This is a genomic window from Actinomycetota bacterium, from assembly GCA_009923495.1.
GTDB lineage: Bacteria > Actinomycetota > Actinomycetes > S36-B12 > UBA5976 > UBA5976.
In genome coordinates, this window is the sequence record RFTJ01000002.1 from 1 (window position 1) to 19,461 (window position 19,461).

Below are 19,461 nucleotides of genomic sequence, written 5' to 3' on the forward strand. Positions count from 1 at the left end.
CAAGGAGCCGCGGATTTGGCCGTGCCATTGGATGTCTCAGTTGGAGTGGGCAGGAGTTGGTCCGACGCTGGCCATTGATTTTGGATCCTTTATCAGAATAAGATACTTCAACCCCTTGGGAGAGCCGTTGTTAATCGCAAACTAGCTTTAGAGCCAATTTTCTTGCTTCATATCTAGATCAATGCCAGGTAATCAAGGTTCGTTGTCTTAAAAGATTCTGAGCCGAAATCCTAGACATCCCGAGTCCCCCAGAGTAAATTTATGCAGGTAGCGGCATATAGCCGATTACAGTGCTCAACTCACTTAGCAGGATAAGTGAAAATTTCGGAGGAAAAATGATTTGCAAAAACTGCGGTTCTACCATTCAGCAGGGACTATCTTGCTCGAATTGCGGAGCAAGCGTAATTACTGCCTCTAGGCAGATGCCAGTTGCGTCAGGTAATACTTTGTCAACTGTGGCAATTGTTCTGGGTATCGTTGCGGTTTTTCTTGTTCCCATTCTTTTCGGCGGCATCGGCATTGTTTTAGCTTTTGTTGCCAAATCAAAGGGTGAACAGAGGGCCGGAGTTGCCGTTACTGTTTCAATTGTAGGAACCTTAGTCGGTCTGCTCTTCGGTGCAATTGTAGGAGCTACTCTCTTCGGGTAGCAGGCTCTAGCCGGCCTTTCGGTAAGACTATGAAAGAGTTTGACCCAAAAGTGGTAGAGGAATTTTAACGAAATCGGCAAAATGTCTGCCTGCTAATGAATAATACTTAACAGCAATAATTTCTGTTCATCAGAGAAGGAATCTTAATGGGACTTATCAAATCAACAGTTAGCTCCATAGGTGGGACCCTCTCAGACCAGTGGAAAGATTTTTTGACGGTTCCGCAAGGCATTTCTTCCACTGCTGCATTGTTCCCGGCAGTTCGCAGCGGGACTAACTCAGGTAGAGGGTCAAATACCCAAGCATCTCAGGCCGTTATCACTAATGGGTCACAAATCGTTGTCCCTGAAGGGTATGGCCTCTTGTTATTTCAGGAAGGCGAGCTCACCGCGGTAACGACTGAGCCGGGAGGCTACACCTGGAACACTGAAGACATTAATTCCCAGTCAATTTTCGCTGGTAATTCCGCCAGTTCATCTTTGATAAAGCAGTCTTGGGAAAGGTTCAAATTTGGTGGCCGACCAGGTTCTCAGCAGTTGGCGATCTTTGTTTCGCTAAAGGAATTGCCAAATAATAAGTTCGGCACACAATCTGAGATTTACTGGGATGACGCATATTTCAATGCTCAAGTTGGCGCGTTAACTCACGGAACCTACAGCATGACAATTGTTGACCCAGTTACTTTCGTTAAGCAGTTTGTTCCTGCGAACTATCTCCAAGCTCAGGACGTTTTCGACTTTACGGACATTTCGAACGCTCCAGCAAATCAATTGTTCGCTGAGGTTGTCGGCTCTTTGTCCGCCGCTTTTAGTCTGTATTCAAACGACAGCGGTCGCGAAAATCGAATCACAAAGATCCAGCAGGACTCTATTGGCTTTGCCAAATCACTTTCGCAGGCGGTTGAAGATGCCTACGCATGGAGAAGTACTCGAGGACTTGAGATCTCAAAAGTAACAATCGTTGGCATTGAATACGATAGTGATACCAAGGAATTGCTCAAGACGGTCCAGCGTGCGGATGCACTATCAGGATCGAGGGGCAGTGCGAATCTGCAGGCCTCTGTCGCTGAGGGAATCCAATCAGCAGGACAGCAGGGGGGCAGCGACGGAATTCTGGGCATTGGCCTTGCCGCTGGCTCCATCGGAGTTGGCGCATTGATGCAGACTGGAACACCAACGACAACTACGCCAAATCAAAACGAACAGGATTTGGTCGCGAATTTAGAAAAACTAAAGCGGGCTCTTGAATCCGGACTAATTACACAGGAAGACTACGATGCCGCGAAAGCAAAAGCACTCGGTCTGGCATAGTGATTTTAGGGAATTGAATTGAAATCAATTGATTGCGCACGGTGCGGAAGTAACGAGCTGACAGAAATTGAAGGCTTTCTTGTGTGCAATTACTGTAGATCTAAATTTGTCCCCGAATCCAGCGATTTACCTCCAATCGAAACAAACATTGAACTCAATGCCGACGTACAGAGACTTTTAGACATGTGTGAGAAAGATCCAGTAAACAGGCATCGTTATGCAAGTCTGATTCTTGATATTGATCCGACTAACCAAATCGCACGACGGTACTTCTAAGAGAAAGGTAATGAAATGAAAGCAAGGGATATTGCTAGACAGTATGGAATTGATGGTTCCTTATTTGAACGGTGGCTAGCTAGTTCTAACCACAATTACACGCAAGGTGCTTTTGGTGGACTCGTAGTACCCGACGAATCCGTTGAAAGTGTTGTAGCTGACTTCAATGCTCAATACGAAGCGGAAATGAACAGATTGTCCGCTCAGCAAGCAAAGGATGAAGCCGCTGCAAAAGAAAAGCAGCAGGCACTAGCAGGAATTTTGATTACTTCAGGTTACAGCTTTGATGGCTACACAATTACTCGCTACTCTGGCTACATATCCGGCGACGATGTGGTGCAGGTTGACCGTGGCACCGTTGGATGGTTTTCTAAAGGAACGAATGTCGGTGCTACCCTGATGGAGTCACTCTCGGTAATCCGCCGAAATGCCCTAACGGAGTTAAAGGAAGCTGCGTATGCGCTCGGGTGCAATGCAGTGATTGGCGTCGATTTTGATTACTTAAATCTTGAACCGGAGACTGCAAACGCTCAAGGTGGCACTACATATTTACCTTATGTATTCGGTGTGACTGCAAACGGCAACGCAGTCATTATTGAGAAAAATAATTAACGCCACACTCAGTATTAGTAACCAAGCAAGAGAGTAGATCCTCGGTTTTAGCTGGTTTATCGCTACAAGCTTTGCAATTTAACCGTGAATTTTGGCAATGAGTCTTGGGCAAACCACCCAATATTGACCAACTCCTGCACCCTCTCTATCCTTAGAAGGTTGAGTTTTGCCTGTTTTCAGACAGAGGATCTCAGGTGGATGCGCGTCCCAATGTCGCGGATTCAAGAAACCCAACATCCGCACTACAAGTATCCGTCTCGAGGCAATTAATTAATGACTGTCATTTCTGACAAGCCAAACTCAATCACTGTAAATGATTTCGCATCAGCCGAAGATTTCATGGCTGCAATCGAATCAACAATCAAGCCTTTCAATGATGGCGACATCGTTGAAGGCATCATCGTAAAAGTAGATCGTGATGAAGTCCTACTAGATATCGGTTACAAGACCGAAGGCATCATTCCATCACGCGAACTATCGATTAAGCACGATATCGATCCAAACCAAATCGTAAAGGTTGGCGATCGCGTTGAAGCTTTAGTCCTTCAGAAAGAAGATAAAGAAGGACGCCTTATTCTTTCCAAGAAGCGTGCGCAGTACGAACGCGCTTGGGGCGACATCGAAAAGGTCAAGGAAGAAGATGGCGTTGTGCTCGGCACCGTCATTGAGGTCGTCAAGGGCGGCCTAATCATGGACATCGGTCTGCGCGGCTTCTTGCCAGCGTCGCTCGTTGAAATGCGTCGCGTTCGCGACCTAGGTCCATACCTTGGCAAGCAGATTGAAGCCAAAATCATCGAACTCGACAAGAACCGCAACAATGTTGTGTTGTCTCGTCGCGCATTCCTTGAAGCATCGCAGAGCGAAGTTCGTCACGGCTTCCTTAATCAACTTGAAAAGGGTCAGATCCGCAAGGGTGTTGTCTCGAGCATCGTTAACTTCGGTGCCTTTGTTGATCTTGGTGGCGTAGACGGCCTAGTCCACGTTTCCGAACTTTCATGGGAGCACGTCGATCACCCAGCCAAGGTTGTTGAAGTTGGCCAAGAAGTAACTGTTGAGGTTCTCGAAGTTGATTTCGAGCGCGAGCGCGTATCGCTATCGCTTAAGTCAACTCAGGAAGATCCATGGCAGCACTTTGCTCGTACCCACCAGTTGGGTCAGGTTGTGCCAGGTGAAGTTACCAAGCTGGTTCCATTCGGTGCCTTCATCCGCGTACTATCAATCCGTCAGGCAAATGACGATGTTGATACCGAAGCAGTCGACTCATTCGATGCATCGCTTTACGGCATGAGTATCTATGACGAAAACGGTAACTACATCTACCCAGAAGGCTTCGATCCAGAAACCAACGAATGGTTGCCGGGTCATGAAGAGCAGAAGGCTGAATGGGAGCGTCAGTACGCTGAAGCTCACGCTAAGTGGGAAGCTCACAAGGCTGCGGTTTCCGAAACCAAGAAGGCCGATGCCGAAGCTGATGCAGCTGCTCAGGCTGAAAACCCAACTTCATTTAGCTCGGACACACCAGTCGAAACCGGACTGGCTGCCGACGAAACTTTGCAGGCTCTCAAGGATCAGCTGTCTGCTGACGAAGCATAAATTTAGTTAGGCCTATGAGCGGGGTCACTGCCTTTGTTGTGGTGGCCCCGCTTTTATGTTGGGTGGCTTGATGAGCATTAGGCTCAGAACATGATCGTTGCGCTCACTGGCGGCATCGGAGCCGGCAAAACCACTGTTGCTCAGTTGTTTGCGTCTCTCGGCGCTTTCGTGGTTGATGCTGACGATCTAGCTCGGCAGGCATTACTGCCAGGTAGTCCACTAATCCCTGAAGTTGCGCAGCGATTTGGTGCAGAAGTTATTGTCGATGGGGAAGTTGATCGACAAGCCCTTGCCAACATCGTGTTTAATGACGAGCAAGCACTGCGTGACCTTGAAGCCATGATTCATCCCGATGTTGCACGCCGGCTGCAGGCGATTCATACACAATTAAACGGCGAGCAAATTCTGATCTACGCTATTCCACTATTGACCGAACTTGGCTTGAAGGAAAGTTTTGATGCCGTAGTCGTGGTTACTTGCGATTTGCAAATTCGAAAAGACCGATTGTTAGCCAGGGGCATGAATTCTGCAGATATTGAGGCGCGAATTGCTGCGCAGGCTACAGATGAGCAGCGGAACGCGCAGGCAGACTTCCTTTTAGATAACTCCGGGGATATTGCCGGACTCGAGCGACAAGTAGCGGATGTGTGGGACAGTCTCAGCGCGTACGCTTAAGACATGACCCGGCCAGTAACTGACTTACAGCGCACTGTTGCGCCGTTCGAGGTCATCAGCGAGTTTGTGCCCGCCGGGGATCAGCCAACAGCAATAGCCGAGATTGAACGACGAATCCTTGCAGGCGAAAAAGATGTGGTGCTACTGGGTGCGACTGGCACAGGTAAAAGTGCGACAACCGCCTGGTTGATAGAGCGCCTACAGCGCCCAACGCTGGTGCTTGCCCCAAACAAGACTTTGGCGGCTCAGCTGGCCAACGAGTTCCGGGAATTGCTTCCAAATAATGCGGTTGAGTATTTTGTTTCCTATTACGACTATTACCAGCCCGAGGCTTACATTCCACAAAGCGATACCTTCATCGAAAAAGATTCGTCCATCAACGAAGAGGTTGAGCGCCTGCGTCACAGCGCTACTAATAGTTTGTTAACACGCCGCGATGTGGTGGTGGTGGCCAGCGTTTCCTGCATCTATGGGTTAGGCACACCACAGGAGTATGTCGATCAGATGATTAGGTTGCGCGTCGGCGAATCTGTAGATCGCGATACCTTGCTCCGCAAACTCGTAAACATTCAGTACAGTCGCAACGACATCGCCTTTACTCGCGGTACTTTTCGGGTACGGGGTGACACCGTGGAGATTTTCCCGGTGTATGAAGAACATCCAGTGCGAGTCGAGATGTTTGGGGACGAGATTGAGCGGCTGATGTCACTGCACCCAGTCACTGGCGAAATTTTGACCGACGACCAAGAGCTGCATGTATTTCCGGCCACACATTACACAGCAGGCCCAGAGCGCATGGCTCAGGCAATTCGTAGCATTGAGGATGAACTTCGAGTTCGACTCCAAGAATTCAACAGTCAGGGCAAACTGCTGGAGGCACAGCGGATTCAAATGCGCACTCAATATGACATCGAAATGATGCAGAACCTTGGATTCTGCTCGGGCATTGAGAACTATTCACGACATATTGACGGGCGAGAACAGGGATCGGCACCCAATTGTTTGCTGGATTATTTCCCTGAAGACTTCCTGTTAGTAATTGACGAGAGTCACGTAACCGTCCCGCAGGTTGGAGCGATGTATTCGGGCGATGCATCGCGCAAGCGCACTTTGGTGGAGCATGGCTTTCGGCTGCCAAGTGCAATGGATAACCGGCCACTGACATTCGATGAATTTAACGAGCGAATTGGCCAAACGGTTTATCTGTCTGCAACTCCTGGCCCTTATGAACTCGCTAAGGTCTCTGGTGATGTTGTAGAGCAGGTGATCCGACCAACAGGGTTGGTTGATCCGGAAATTGTAGTTAAGCCAACTAAAGGTCAAATAGATGATCTGATGCATGAGATCAAGATTCGGGCGGCCAAGGATGAACGTGTGCTTGTAACCACGCTCACCAAGAAGATGTCCGAAGATTTGACCGACTATTTCCTTGAGCAGGGGATTCGGGTGCGGTATCTGCATAGTGAAGTTGATACCTTGCGTCGAGTTGAACTGCTCCGTGAATTGCGCCTTGGCGAATACGACGTACTCGTCGGCATTAACTTGTTACGCGAAGGTTTAGACTTACCCGAGGTTTCACTAGTTGCAATTTTGGATGCTGACAAAGAAGGATTCCTGCGTAGTGAGCGCAGCCTGATTCAGACTATAGGCCGGGCAGCTCGAAATGTCTCTGGTCAGGTGCACATGTATGCCGACAAAATTACCGACTCAATGCGCGTGGCTATTGATGAAACCAATCGTCGCCGCGAGAAGCAAATTGCCTACAACAGTGAACGGGGAATTGACCCACAGCCACTTCGCAAAAAGATTGCCGACATCACTGATTTGATTGCTCGAGAGGATGACGACACCGAGGTATTCCTTGCCAGTATGAACCAGGCAAAGGCAGTAGCGACCCAGTACCAATCACTGCCGGCTCGGGATTTGGCAGACTTAATTTCCCAACTGACTGAGCAAATGCACAATGCGGCGGCCGAATTGCAATTTGAGTTAGCAGCTCGCCTGCGCGATGAGGTTTCCGACCTCAAAAAAGAACTGCGCAACATGACTGAGGCTGGTCACTCATAATCCACAGGCAGAGTTATCCAATACCCTGCTAATCTCGGGCGGACTGTCAGTGCGACAGGTACGCTAGACATGTGACCGTCTCCTCAACTTTATGGACAGTGTCACTTGCCACATTCATATCAATGTTTGTTCTCGAATTCATTATCATCGAACGACGAGCCCATGCCTTCACTTTTAAAGAAGCAATTTCGTGGGTGATTTTTTATGTGTATGCAGCTGTTGGTTTTGGTTCTTACATCTGGTGGCATTTTGGCCACACTTATGGTCAGCAGTTTTTTGCCGGTTGGCTAACTGAATACAGCCTGTCGGTCGACAACCTATTCGTCTTTGCCGTAATTTTGTCGTCGTTCGCTGTCCCCGCTGAACTGAAACATCGTGTTCTCTCAATCGGCATTCTCATTGCCATTGGATTAAGGGCGATACTAATTTTGGTTGGCGTCAAGGCGATTCAGCAGTTTGAATCGTCGTTTTACCTGTTTGGCGTATTTCTGCTGTATCTGGGCTGGCATGTTTGGCGCTCATCAGATGAGGAACCCGATCCAGATGGCAATGCGTTCATTCGCTGGGTTGAGCGTCATTTTCGGACAACGCGTCATTACGACGGCCACAAATGGTTGACAAAACTCGACGGGCGCCGAGTGATCACTCCGATGTTGTTGGTAATTCTCGCCATTGGAACAACTGACTTGATTTTCGCAATCGATTCGATTCCGGCCGTTCTGGGACTTACGCGCGAATACTACTTAGTAGTAGCGGTTAACGTTTTCGCCCTTTTTGGTTTACGCCAATTGTTCTTCATCTTGGATGGCTTACTGGGTAAGGTTCGCTACTTAACCCATGGGTTAGCAATCATCCTTGCCCTGATTGGCGTAAAACTGATTTTGGAGGCGGTTCATGCCACTACACACTTAAATGTGCCACAAATTACCAGCGAGGCCTCTCTAGCAGCGATTGTGACTATTTTCCTAGCCACCGTTGGTCTAAGCCTCTATCGGGAAAAGCGCGATCCACTTGCGATTACTGCCGAGCGGGCGACTCAGGCCATTATTGAGGCCGATGCTGGAGTGGCGCTGGAAGAACTTTCCGACGACGATAGTGTTCAGGACACAGACCAAAACAGCTAAAACTCGACTTTCCGCTGAGTAGCTAGATCGCATTGATGAGGCGTTGATAACAAGTGAGGGATCGGCTGATTGTTCGCGGTGCTCGTGAACATAATCTGAAGAACATCAATGTTGACCTGCCGCGCGATGCCATCATCGTTTTCACTGGACTCTCTGGCTCTGGTAAATCTTCGCTAGCATTCGACACCATCTTTGCCGAAGGGCAGCGTCGCTATGTTGAGTCACTGTCTGCGTATGCTCGGCAATTCCTTGGCCAAATGGATAAACCTGATGTCGATTTCATTGAGGGGTTATCGCCGGCAGTTTCCATTGACCAGAAGTCAACCAATCGAAATCCACGCTCAACCGTGGGTACAATCACCGAGGTCTACGACTACCTGCGCTTGCTGTTTGCTCGCGCTGGCGATCCACACTGCCCCGACTGCGGTAGACCAATTGCTAGACAGTCACCGCAGCAAATTGTGGACCGCGTTTTGGAAATTGACGAAGGTTCGCGGTTTCAGGTGCTCGCGCCAATTATTCGCGAGCGCAAAGGGGAGTACGCCGAACTTTTTCGTAATTTGCAAAGCCAAGGATTCTCGCGCGCCCGCATAGATGGCGTGGTCTACAACCTCGAAGAAGCGCCAAAGTTAAAGAAACAAGAAAAGCACACAATTGAAGTTGTAGTTGATCGATTGGCCGTCAAGCCTGATGCCGCCCGCAGACTAACTGACAGCATTGAGACCGCACTGCGCCTTTCCTCGGGACTAGTCACACTCGACTTTGTTGATTTGCCCGAAGATGATCCGCAGCGCGAACGCATGTTCAGCGAACATTTGGTGTGTTTGTATGACGGGAATCAGTTTGAAGAACTTGAGCCTCGTTCGTTTTCATTCAATTCACCCTTTGGTGCGTGTCCGGAATGTACTGGACTAGGCACCCAGCTTGAAGTTGACGAAGAGCTAGTAATCCCAGACCCGAGTCTGACCATTAACGAAGGCGCTATTGCCCCATGGTCCAGTGGTCACATCATGGACTATTTTCTGCGTTTGATAAAAGCTCTGGCTAATGAGATTGATTTCTCATTAGATGTGCCATGGAACAAACTGCCAAAGCGCGCCAAAGACGCGCTGCTGCACGGCCACGATCATGAAGTGCATGTTCGTTATCGCAATCGTTACGGACGCGCCCGAAACTATTCAACCGGGTTTGAAGGTGTGGTTGATTACGTCAGTCGCAAATATCAAGAGACTGAGAGCGATGCCAGTCGCGAGAAGTTTGAAGGATTTATGCGCGAGGTGCCGTGTCCTGAATGTGATGGCAGGCGCTTGAAACCACTTTCTCTGGCGGTAACGCTAAGCGGCAAAAACATCGCCGAGATAGCACAATTGCCAATTGGCGAATGCGCACAATTTCTCAAGGAACTAAAACTTAGTGACCGTCAGCGGGCAATTGCCGATCGCGTACTCAAAGAAGTAAATGAACGCCTAGCTTTCCTGGTTGATGTCGGCTTGTCCTATCTTTCATTAGAACGACCAGCAGGCTCGCTAGCCGGTGGCGAAGCGCAGCGTATCCGCCTAGCCACGCAGATTGGCTCAGGACTCGTTGGTGTGCTGTATGTGTTGGACGAACCAAGTATCGGTTTGCATCAGCGCGACAATCACCGCTTGATTGAAACTCTGGTTCGCCTGCGCAATCTGGGTAACACCCTAATTGTGGTCGAGCATGATGAAGATACCATCGCGATGGCCGACTGGGTTGTTGACATTGGGCCGGGTGCCGGTGAACACGGTGGTCAAGTTGTAGTTAGTGGCTCGGTAAGCGAACTGATGGCCAGCGAAGATTCAATTACCGGGCAATACCTTTCAGGTAAGCGATCGATTGAAGTACCAAGTAGCCGCCGTAAACCTGATGGCAAGCGCCAGTTAACTATTAAGGGTGCACGAGAGCACAATCTAGATAATGTCACAGTATCTTTGCCACTAGGTTGTTTTGTCGCGGTCACGGGAGTTTCTGGTTCCGGCAAGTCCACATTGATTAACGACATTTTGTACAACGTGCTGGCTCGAGATTTAAATCGTTCGCGTACGGTACCCGGACGACACACTCGAGTAGATGGCATTGAACACCTAGACAAAGTGGTTCACGTTGACCAAAGTCCAATAGGTCGCACGCCGCGGTCAAATCCAGCTACCTACACTGGAGTTTTTGACCATGTGCGCAAACTGTTTGCCGAAACTCCGGAAGCCAAAATGCGTGGCTATCAGCAAGGACGATTCTCGTTCAATGTGAAAGGCGGCCGCTGCGAATCTTGTTCGGGCGATGGCACGCTGAAGATTGAAATGAACTTCTTGCCTGATGTTTATGTGCCATGCGAAGTGTGTCACGGTGCTCGTTACAACCGTGAAACTCTTGAAGTGCATTACAAAGGTAAGACCATAAGTGACGTGCTGAACATGCCAATCGAAGAAGGTTTGGAATTCTTTGCCGCAATCCCACCGATTGCGCGGCACTTGCAGACGCTAGTTGATGTTGGCCTGGGATATGTTCGCCTTGGTCAGCCCGCTACAACTCTCTCTGGCGGTGAGGCTCAGCGCGTGAAACTCGCGAGCGAACTGCAGAAACGATCAACTGGTCGCACGGTCTATGTGCTAGATGAGCCGACTACTGGATTGCATTTTGAGGATGTGCGCAAACTATTGGCAGTTCTGCATTCGTTAGTAGATAAAGGCAATTCAGTGTTAGTCATCGAACATAACTTGGATGTAATCAAGACCGCGGATTGGATTATCGACATGGGTCCTGAGGGTGGCTCTGGTGGAGGCCGAGTAATTGCAGAGGGCACACCAGAACAAGTAGCTGCCACAAAGGTAAGTCACACTGGCAGATTCCTGCAGCCCTTACTGGCCGGCGCAAAAACAAAGTCAACGGCTAAAGCTTCTGGTGCCGCAAAAAGCTCTGGCGCTACGCCAGTCAGCAAGTCGTCAGTGACCCAGCCCGTGAAGAAAGTGGCTAACAAACCGAAGTCGGTTAAGTCCACGAAGGCTTAAACATGAAATCAGCCGACAAGCCCAACGACATCCCAATTTCACCTGGTGTCTATCGGTGGCGGGATGCCACTGGCAAAGTTATTTATGTTGGTAAGGCAAAAAACTTAAAGAACCGTATCTCAAGTTACTTTGGCACCGGGCTACAACCGAGGACCAAGGCGATGGTCTCAACCGCACAAAGCCTGGACTGGGTGATCGTGCGCAATGAAGTCGAGGCACTGCAACTTGAATACGAGTGGATTAAAGAATTTGATCCTATCTTCAATGTCCGGTTTAGAGACGATAAGTCTTATCCGTACTTGGCCGTCTCCGTTAAAGATGAGTTTCCTCGGGTTTTTGTTTATCGAGGAGTGCGCCGCAAAGGGATAAAGTATTTTGGCCCATTCGTTAAAACTTGGTCTATCCAGAATTCGCTAGATCATCTGCTGCGCGTGTTTCCAATGCGTAGCTGCACCGCTGGTGTATTCAAGAATGCAAAGTCAGCAGGTCGGCCATGTTTGTTAGCCGACATAAATCGCTGCAGTGCACCATGCGTTGGGCGAATTTCTGCGGATGACCATCGTCAAATCGTCCGACAATTAACCGACTTCATGGCCGGCGATACCAAGAAGATTATGCGCGAGCTAGCCGAACGAATGAAACAAGCATCTGACATTCAAGACTACGAACGCGCTTCAGTACTGCGCGACGATTTGGCGGCACTCGAGGCAGTGATTCAAAAGAGTGCGGTGGTATTCGCCGTTGAGACAAATGCTGATTTGGTTGCTGTAGCAAATGATGAATTGCAATCCGCAGTGCAGATATTCAGAGTCCGCGCAGGTCGCATAGTTGGTCAGTTTGGATTCATAATGGAAAATCCCGTTGAATCATCACCGAGCTCTTTAGTTGTGGATGCCTTGATGCACATCTACGAAGATTTGCCTCCTGGTGACATACCATCTGAAGTCATGGTCAATTTTGAACCTGATGAAGTGGCCAGCGTTGAGGCAGTTTTAAGCGCCGCTCGTGAAGCAAGAGTGCGAATTCGAGTGCCAGAGCGCGGTGACAAGAAGACACTTTTGGAAACGGTGTATGAAAACGCTCGACAAGCATTGGTTTCACATAAGAGTAAGCGATCAACAGATTTGGTTGCTCGTTCACAGGCACTATCTGAAATCCAACAGGCTCTGGACTTGCCAGATGCATTACTTCGAATCGAATGTATCGATGTTTCACACATTGCGGGCTCACAAGTAGTTGCTTCACTTGTGGTGTTTGAAGATGGCTTACCGAATAAAAAAGAGTATCGACATTTCATTATTGATAATCCGCGTGACGACACTGCCTCCATTCACCAGGTAGTTACCCGCAGGTTTGGCAAAACTATCGGCGAGGAAGTTCCCGTTCGTCGCTACAAGTCATCGTTACTGGTGATTGACGGGGGACAGCCGCAGGTCAACGCCGCGGCTCGGGCGTTAGCTGAAATCGGCGTTACCGACCTGCCAGTGATTGGCTTGGCTAAACGGATGGAAGAAATTTGGTTGCCAGGGGCCAAATATCCTGTAGTCCTGCCACGAACTAGTGAAGGACTTTTTATGATGCAGCGCTTACGGGATGAAGCGCACCGTTTTGCCATCAACTTCCACCGAGAAAAGCGGTCAAAAGCTATGACCGACAGTGTGCTAGATGACATTGCGGGCTTGGGCCCAGTGAGAAAGAAAGCGCTGCTGAAAAAATTTGGCTCAGTTAAGCAAATTAAGTTGGCTTCTGCAGAGCAATTATGTGCTGTTGCCGGAATCAACCCCGCATTGGCACAGCACATCGTGGAGCAACTTGCCAATACTGGCCATGAGATGATGGTCAACACCACAACAGGCGAGATAATTGATTTATGACAAGTAGCGAACTCGAAGTACTGCTGGTAACTGGCATGTCTGGCGCCGGCCGCTCTACCGCTACTAAAGCTTTGCAAGATCTCGGTTGGTACACCGTGGACAACATTCCAGCGCCGCTGCTTGTGCAGGTAAGCCAAGCAATCGCTGAGCTCGACCAAGTTTCAAAGATTGCGATTTCGGTTGATGTGCGAAGTGCCCGTCAATTGGACGAACTAAATGCAGCCCTAGCTGAGTTGGCCGATAGTGGCGTTACTCTGCGAATTTTGTTCCTGAAGGCAAGTGACGAGATTGTGGTTCGTCGATACGAGTCTTCGCGACGCCCACACCCAATGCAACGCGAACAGAACCTTTTGGATGCGGTGTCTGCTCAGCGCGAACTACTCGCACCCCTGCGCGGCCAAGCTGATCTGATCATCGACACCAGCAACCTGAATGTGCATGAATTACGGCGAGCCATTGAAAATGCATTCGGCGACGAATCTTCACTTGCCCTTCGAATATCGGTTCTTAGTTTTGGCTTCAAATACGGAATACCAGTGGATGCCGACCTAGTAGCGGATATGCGGTTCCTGCCAAATCCATTCTGGGAAGAGTCACTCAGAGAGCAGAGCGGTCTGGATGTCGCTGTGAGTGATTATGTGATGGGCCAGCCAGAAACTGAGAAGTTTTTGAACAACTATCTTGGCCTAATCGAGTTGGTGCGCGAAGGCTACCTACGAGAGGGTAAGCGTTTTGTCACTATAGCAATTGGTTGCACCGGTGGTAAGCATCGCAGTGTGGCAATAGCCGAAGAACTAGTTAAGCGCTTAGTCGAGAGCAACATCGAAACTCGAGTAGTTCATCGCGATTTGGGACGCGAGTAAATGAATTCGCCAATTCGACCACCTGATGTAGTTGCACTAGGCGGTGGACATGGCTTAGCAGCTTCGCTCAGTGCACTGCGCCAAGTAACACCTCATCTGACAGCGGTTGTTGGCGTTAGTGATGATGGTGGCAGCAGCGGAAGATTGCGTAAACAATTTGATGTTGTTCCGCCAGGTGATCTGCGTATGGCATTAGCCGCACTGTGTGGCGACGATACCTGGGGTTCAACCTGGGCTCGTGTGTTGCAACATCGTTTCCAAAGCAATGGCGATCTTGATGGACATGCCTTAGGCAACCTATTAATAGCGGCGCTCTGGCAAGAGACAGGTGACGTAGTTGCTGGACTTGATTGGGTAGCCAAGTTATTGGACGCGCAAGGTCGGGTACTGCCACTAAGCACTGAACCGTTGGACATTGTGGCAACGGTCGTTAACGCTCAAGGTGCTACTCGCCAGGTTCAAGGACAATCAAAGGTAGCCGTAGTTACCGATGACATCGAGTCGATTCGCCTCATCCCCGAAGCGCCCAGTGCCTGTCAGCAGGCGATAGATGCCGTTATCCAAGCCGACGTTGTCGTACTGGGGCCAGGCTCATGGTTCACTAGTGTGCTGCCACACTTTTACTTGCCTCAGATGCGTGATGCTTTGCATGCTACTCGGGCTAAGCGGATTCTGGTGCTGAATTTGCAACCACAAGTTGGTGAAACCCATGACTATCAAGCGGCTCACTATTTGCGCGACCTAGCAACGGCTCAACCTGAATTCAGAGTTGATTTGGTCCTTGCTGATGCCCAGCAGGCCCCCAATAAGCACATCCTGACCGAGGCAGCTGCGGTGATTGGCGCAGAGGTGCTATTTGGCGAAGTGGCCAATGATGAACCTCCGTTTGATCGTCACGACGGAAAAAAATTGGCTAGTTTGTTCCGTTCGGCCCTAAAACATGGCAAAATTGGCTCATGGCAATGACGGATGCAGTTAAAGACGAACTTGGTCGCCTGCCCGTAAAAAAGATCTGTTGTCGAAAAGCCGAAGTTTCAGCTATTGCCCGGTTCTGCGGTCGGATTCTTTCCGAGGACGGCCAAATCCGAATTGAATTCGAGCTAGATACCCTGCAGGCAGCCCGACGCTTGGCTAAAGATTTAGAAGAAATCTATGGGCATAAGTCACACATCAATCGCGTTGAAGGCTCTGGGTTACGCAAGGGTAGTCGGCATGTTGTGGCGGTTTCAGAGGAAGCAGCGAACTTAGCCAAGCAGGTTGGTCTGGTTGATGGGGCTGGACGACTTATTCGAGGTCTACCCAATGCTGTTGTTAATGGACCTTTATGTGACGCTGAAGCCGCTTGGCGTGGCGCATTCTTGGCTCATGGCTCACTAACTGAGCCCGGTCGATCCTCTTCACTTGAAATTTCCTGCCCAGGCCCAGAGGCTGCACTTGCTCTAGTTGGTAGTGCCCGTAGGTTGCAGATAGCTGCCAAGGCGCGCGAGGTGCGTGGGGTAGATCGAGTAGTTATTCGCGATGGTGATGCCATCAGCGCTTTGCTGACGCGCTTAGGTGCGCATCAGTCGGTTTTGGACTGGGAAGAACGCCGAATTCGCAGAGAGGTGCGGGCAACGGCCAATCGCTTGGCAAACTTTGATGATGCCAACTTGCGCAGGTCGGCCCGGGCTGCCGTTGCAGCCGGCGCCAGAGCCCAACGGGCCATTGAGATTTTGGGCGAGGAAATCCCTCAACACCTGCTTGAAGCCGGCAATTTACGCGTTACCCACCAGCAGGCCAGCCTTGAGGAATTAGGCGCACTAGCCAACCCACCGATGACCAAGGACGCGATTGCTGGCCGGATTCGCCGTTTGTTGGCAATGGCAGACAAACGAGCCACAGAATTGGGTATTCCCAATACCGAGGCGGGTCTGACCCCTGACATGCTTGATGCCTAATATCTACTAGGATTAGGTAATGCTGCACCGGCGCAGCGCCCAAGTCGTCGACTCGGGCTCGCGGTGCAAAGGCTCCGCGAAATCAGAAAATCTGTATCAGCAGACTTATTTTCGTAGGAGAATCGCATGACCGTGCGTGTAGGTATCAATGGTTTTGGTCGAATTGGCCGTAACTTTTTCCGGGCAATCCAAGCCTCAGGTGCCGACATTGAAGTTGTAGGTATCAATGACCTAACTGACAATGCCACTCTGGCTCACCTTCTGAAGTACGACTCAATTCTTGGCCGTTATCCAGCAGATGTATCGTTCACCGACGATGCGCTAATCGTTGGCGGCAAGTCAATCGCAGCCCTTTCCGAGCGCGATCCAGCCGCTTTGCCTTGGGGCAAGCTTGGCGTTGACATAGTCATTGAGTCAACCGGTCACTTCACCGACGCCACAAAGGCGGCAGCGCACATCACCGGTGGCGCTAAGAAGGTCATCATCTCAGCTCCAGCTAGCAACGAAGATGTAACCATCGTTATGGGTGTTAACCAGGACAAGTACGACCCAGCAAACCATCACGTGATTTCAAATGCATCTTGCACCACAAACTGCCTTGCACCAATGGCCAAGGCAATCCATGATGCATTCGGTATCGATCACGGTCTTATGACAACCATCCACGCTTACACCAACGACCAGGTCATCCTTGACTTCCCGCACAAGGATCTCCGTCGTGCTCGCGCGGCAGCGACCAACATGATTCCAACCACAACTGGCGCAGCGAAGGCTATCGGCCTAGTAATGCCAGAGTTGAAGGGCAAGCTTGATGGTTACGCGATGCGCGTTCCAGTCCCAACAGGTTCAGCAACTGACCTAACCGCAGTTCTTGGTCGCTCAGTAACCAAGGAAGAAGTTAACGCTGTAGTTAAGGCTGCAGCTGAAGGTCCATTGAAAGGCTACTTGTCATACACCGAAGATCCGATTGTGTCTTCAGACATCGTGACCGATCCCTCATCTTGTATTTTCGATGCATCGCTAACCAACGTGTTGGGTAACACCATCAAGGTTGTTGGCTGGTACGACAACGAATGGGGTTACTCAAACCGTCTCGTTGACCTAACCAACTACATCGCTGCTTCGCTGTAATCACTATGGCAATCCGCGGAATCGATGAATTAGACGTTGCTGGCAAGACCGTTTTAGTCCGTAGTGACCTAAACGTGCCACTTGATGGCAGCATAATCACCGACGATGGTCGTATCAGGGCGAGTATTCCAACAATCAAAGCGCTCCTGGATAAGGGTGCCAAGGTTGTGGTTCTAGCTCACCTTGGCCGACCAAAGGGTGAACCAGATGCGAAGTATTCACTTGCCCCAGCAGCAACCCGTCTAGGGGAGTTGCTGGGCGCACCTGTGGCACTTTCGCCTGTTACCAGTGGCCCAGAAGCTGCTGCAACTGTTGCCGGTATTGACTTTGGTCAGGTAGCAATGCTGGAGAATGTGCGTTTTGATGCACGCGAAACCAGCAAAGTTGCCGAAGAGCGTGCTGCCCTAGCTGCTGAATGGGCACAGCTTGGCGACCTTTACGTCAGCGACGGTTTTGGTGTTGTGCACCGCGAACAGGCATCGGTTACCGATCTTGCGCGCGCATTACCACATGCTGCTGGTTACTTGGTTGAGGCTGAGACAAAGGTATTCACCAAGGTTCTCACTGATCCAGAGCGTCCATATGCAGTTGTGCTGGGCGGCTCAAAGGTTAGCGACAAACTTGGCGTTATCAAGAACCTGTTGAAGTCTGTCGATCGTCTAATTGTTGGTGGCGGTATGGCCTACACATTCTTGGTGGCTCAGGGCTACTCAGTCGGTAAATCGCTTCTTGAAGTTGATCAGGTTGAAACGGTTAAAGGTTTAATCCAGACGGCTGCAGCAACTGGTGTTGAACTCGTTCTGCCTGTTGATTTCGTTATCGCTGACGATTTCGCACCTGATGCCAACACCCAGATTGTTGCTTCTGACTCCATCCCAGATGAGTGGGAAGGCCTGGACATCGGTCCGGCTACCCGCGAACTTTTTGCTAGCAAACTTGCTGAAGCAAAAACCGTTGTTTGGAATGGTCCACTTGGCGTATTCGAAATGCCAGCATTCGCTGCTGGTACTCGCGCAATCGCAGAGGCAATCACCAAAGTTGATGGCATGACAGTTGTCGGCGGCGGCGATAGTGCTGCTGCTGTGCGCTTACTTGGTATTGACGAAGCTGGATTCAGTCACATTTCAACTGGCGGTGGCGCAAGCTTGGAATTCCTAGAAGGTAAGAACCTGCCGGGTATCGCTGTACTAGAGGAGAACTAAATGTCACGCACGCCATTGATGGCCGGCAACTGGAAGATGAATGTTAATCATCTAGAAGCCATTGCACTTGTGCAAAAACTTGCATACATGCTTAATGACGAAGACTACGCAAACCTTGATGTAGCTGTATGTGCCCCGTTCACTGATCTGCGATCCGTGCAGACCTTGATTGACGCCGACAAGTATTCAATCAAGTACGGCGCTCAGGATTTGTCACAGCATGACAAGGGTGCGTACACAGGCGAGATCAGTGGTGTGATGTTGGCAAAGCTTGGCTGTTCATTCGTAATTGTTGGGCACTCGGAGCGTCGCCAGTACCACGGTGAATCAGATGAAATCGTAAACGCAAAAACAGTTGCGGCACTTCGTAACGAAGTGACCCCGATTGTTTGTGTTGGCGAAGGTCTAGACATCCGCAAGGCTGGCGATCAGGTTTCGTACACATTGGCTCAGGTTGATGGCGCACTCGCTGGTTTAACAAGCGAGCAGGTAGCAGGTTTGGTTATTGCCTACGAACCCGTCTGGGCGATTGGCACGGGCGAGGTTGCAACTCCTGAAGATGCTCAAGAAGTGTGTAGTGCTATCCGTGCCCGCGTTGCCGAGCTTTACGATCAGACAACTGCTGATGCAGTTCGTGTGCTGTACGGCGGTTCAATGAAGTCGGACAATGTGGCCTCAATCATGGCTCAGCCAGATGTTGATGGTGGTCTTGTCGGCGGCGCATCCCTTGATCCTGATGAGTTTGTGGCTGTTTGTCGCTACCGATTGCACGGATAGTCCGAGAGTTGGCCCGACTTTGTCATAAAGTCGGGTAAAATGAAGAAGTTGCCCGAAACTGGGCAGTTCAGGAGATACGAATGATCGCGGCATTACAGGTTGTTTTGGCCATCACCAGCTTTTTACTGATTGTGCTAATTCTTTTGCACAAAGGTAAAGGTGGCGGTTTATCCGATCTTTTCGGCGGCGGCGTAAGCAGTTCTCTTGGTGGCTCATCGGTTGCCGAGCGAAATCTGGACCGCATCACGATTGCACTTGCTGTCATTTGGGTGGCGGCTATCGTAACTCTTGGTCTTTTGCTCAAGTAATTCTTGATTAACTTTTAATTCGAAAGGGATAGTGCC

Annotated in this window: 16 protein-coding genes; all 16 read left to right on the forward strand. The window is 50.0% G+C overall.

From position 1 onward, the window contains the following. The first annotated feature begins 422 nt into the window (after nt 1–422). The 16 genes from EBS36_01140 to secG all read left to right on the forward strand — a co-directional run bounded on the left by EBS36_01140 (nt 423) and on the right by secG (nt 19,425). Nucleotides 423–647 carry a hypothetical protein gene (locus tag EBS36_01140; protein ID NBU31764.1) on the forward strand — a complete coding sequence of 75 codons (225 nt, stop codon included), beginning with the start codon at nt 423–425 and terminating at the stop codon, nt 645–647. A gap of 146 nt (nt 648–793) precedes the next feature. After that, on the forward strand, nt 794–1,957 hold the full coding sequence (locus EBS36_01145; protein ID NBU31765.1) for an SPFH domain-containing protein: 1,164 nt from the start codon (nt 794–796) through the stop codon (nt 1,955–1,957). Between the two features lie 291 nt (nt 1,958–2,248). Further along, nucleotides 2,249–2,845, forward strand: a complete 597-nt coding sequence (locus EBS36_01150; GenBank protein NBU31766.1) for a hypothetical protein — start codon at nt 2,249–2,251, stop codon at nt 2,843–2,845. Between the two features lie 273 nt (nt 2,846–3,118). Next, complete coding sequence (locus EBS36_01155) at nt 3,119–4,438, forward strand: S1 RNA-binding domain-containing protein (protein NBU31767.1); 1,320 nt, start codon at nt 3,119–3,121, stop codon at nt 4,436–4,438. Between the two features lie 90 nt (nt 4,439–4,528). Then, nucleotides 4,529–5,113: a dephospho-CoA kinase gene (locus tag EBS36_01160; GenBank protein ID NBU31768.1), complete on the forward strand. Its 585-nt coding sequence runs from the start codon at nt 4,529–4,531 to the stop codon at nt 5,111–5,113. A 3-nt stretch (nt 5,114–5,116) separates the two neighbouring features. Continuing rightward, complete coding sequence (gene uvrB, locus EBS36_01165; protein NBU31769.1) at nt 5,117–7,180, forward strand: excinuclease ABC subunit UvrB; 2,064 nt, start codon at nt 5,117–5,119, stop codon at nt 7,178–7,180. Between the two features lie 122 nt (nt 7,181–7,302). Continuing rightward, complete coding sequence (locus tag EBS36_01170) at nt 7,303–8,304, forward strand: TerC/Alx family metal homeostasis membrane protein (protein ID NBU31770.1); 1,002 nt, start codon at nt 7,303–7,305, stop codon at nt 8,302–8,304. A gap of 53 nt (nt 8,305–8,357) precedes the next feature. Continuing rightward, on the forward strand, nt 8,358–11,333 hold the full coding sequence (gene uvrA / locus EBS36_01175) for an excinuclease ABC subunit UvrA (GenBank protein ID NBU31771.1): 2,976 nt from the start codon (nt 8,358–8,360) through the stop codon (nt 11,331–11,333). 2 nt (nt 11,334–11,335) lie between these two features. Then, entirely contained in the window at nt 11,336–13,207 is a 1,872-nt protein-coding gene (uvrC, locus tag EBS36_01180) for an excinuclease ABC subunit UvrC (GenBank protein ID NBU31772.1), read from the forward strand. Continuing rightward, a complete protein-coding gene (rapZ, locus tag EBS36_01185) occupies nt 13,204–14,070 on the forward strand; it encodes an RNase adapter RapZ (protein ID NBU31773.1) in 867 nt (288 codons plus the stop codon). The genes uvrC and rapZ overlap by 4 nt, the downstream gene beginning before the upstream one ends. Beyond that, the gene (gene yvcK, locus EBS36_01190; protein ID NBU31774.1) at nt 14,071–15,036 is read left to right on the forward strand and encodes a uridine diphosphate-N-acetylglucosamine-binding protein YvcK; all 966 of its coding nucleotides are present in this window, start codon (nt 14,071–14,073) and stop codon (nt 15,034–15,036) included. Continuing rightward, nucleotides 15,027–16,007, forward strand: a complete 981-nt coding sequence (gene whiA / locus EBS36_01195; GenBank protein ID NBU31775.1) for a DNA-binding protein WhiA — start codon at nt 15,027–15,029, stop codon at nt 16,005–16,007. Before yvcK ends, whiA begins: the two co-directional genes overlap by 10 nt. A 126-nt stretch (nt 16,008–16,133) precedes the next feature. Then, the gene (gap, locus tag EBS36_01200; protein ID NBU31776.1) at nt 16,134–17,138 is read left to right on the forward strand and encodes a type I glyceraldehyde-3-phosphate dehydrogenase; all 1,005 of its coding nucleotides are present in this window, start codon (nt 16,134–16,136) and stop codon (nt 17,136–17,138) included. A gap of 11 nt (nt 17,139–17,149) precedes the next feature. Next, entirely contained in the window at nt 17,150–18,340 is a 1,191-nt protein-coding gene (locus EBS36_01205; protein ID NBU31777.1) for a phosphoglycerate kinase, read from the forward strand. Continuing rightward, nucleotides 18,341–19,117 (forward strand): triose-phosphate isomerase, encoded by a 777-nt coding sequence (locus tag EBS36_01210; protein NBU31778.1) that lies wholly within the window; start codon nt 18,341–18,343, stop codon nt 19,115–19,117. It abuts the gene before it with no gap. Between the two features lie 80 nt (nt 19,118–19,197). Beyond that, nucleotides 19,198–19,425, forward strand: a complete 228-nt coding sequence (gene secG / locus EBS36_01215) for a preprotein translocase subunit SecG (protein NBU31779.1) — start codon at nt 19,198–19,200, stop codon at nt 19,423–19,425. Nucleotides 19,426–19,461: the final 36 nt, after the last annotated feature.

Excerpts from the sequence above, each read along its gene's own strand:
- EBS36_01170 (NBU31770.1), top strand. The coding sequence starts at position 7,303 with ATGTTTGTTCTCGAATTCATTATCATCGAACGACGAGCCCATGCCTTC.
- EBS36_01145 (NBU31765.1), top strand. The coding sequence starts at position 794 with ATGGGACTTATCAAATCAACAGTTAGCTCCATAGGTGGGACCCTCTCA.
- yvcK (NBU31774.1), top strand. The coding sequence starts at position 14,071 with ATGAATTCGCCAATTCGACCACCTGATGTAGTTGCACTAGGCGGTGGA.
- uvrC (NBU31772.1), top strand. The coding sequence starts at position 11,336 with ATGAAATCAGCCGACAAGCCCAACGACATCCCAATTTCACCTGGTGTC.
- secG (NBU31779.1), top strand. The coding sequence starts at position 19,198 with ATGATCGCGGCATTACAGGTTGTTTTGGCCATCACCAGCTTTTTACTG.
- rapZ (NBU31773.1), top strand. The coding sequence starts at position 13,204 with ATGACAAGTAGCGAACTCGAAGTACTGCTGGTAACTGGCATGTCTGGC.
- whiA (NBU31775.1), top strand. The coding sequence starts at position 15,027 with ATGGCAATGACGGATGCAGTTAAAGACGAACTTGGTCGCCTGCCCGTA.
- EBS36_01140 (NBU31764.1), top strand. The coding sequence starts at position 423 with ATGCCAGTTGCGTCAGGTAATACTTTGTCAACTGTGGCAATTGTTCTG.
- EBS36_01210 (NBU31778.1), top strand. The coding sequence starts at position 18,341 with ATGTCACGCACGCCATTGATGGCCGGCAACTGGAAGATGAATGTTAAT.
- uvrB (NBU31769.1), top strand. The coding sequence starts at position 5,117 with ATGACCCGGCCAGTAACTGACTTACAGCGCACTGTTGCGCCGTTCGAG.
- EBS36_01150 (NBU31766.1), top strand. The coding sequence starts at position 2,249 with ATGAAAGCAAGGGATATTGCTAGACAGTATGGAATTGATGGTTCCTTA.
- EBS36_01155 (NBU31767.1), top strand. The coding sequence starts at position 3,119 with ATGACTGTCATTTCTGACAAGCCAAACTCAATCACTGTAAATGATTTC.
- gap (NBU31776.1), top strand. The coding sequence starts at position 16,134 with ATGACCGTGCGTGTAGGTATCAATGGTTTTGGTCGAATTGGCCGTAAC.
- EBS36_01160 (NBU31768.1), top strand. The coding sequence starts at position 4,529 with ATGATCGTTGCGCTCACTGGCGGCATCGGAGCCGGCAAAACCACTGTT.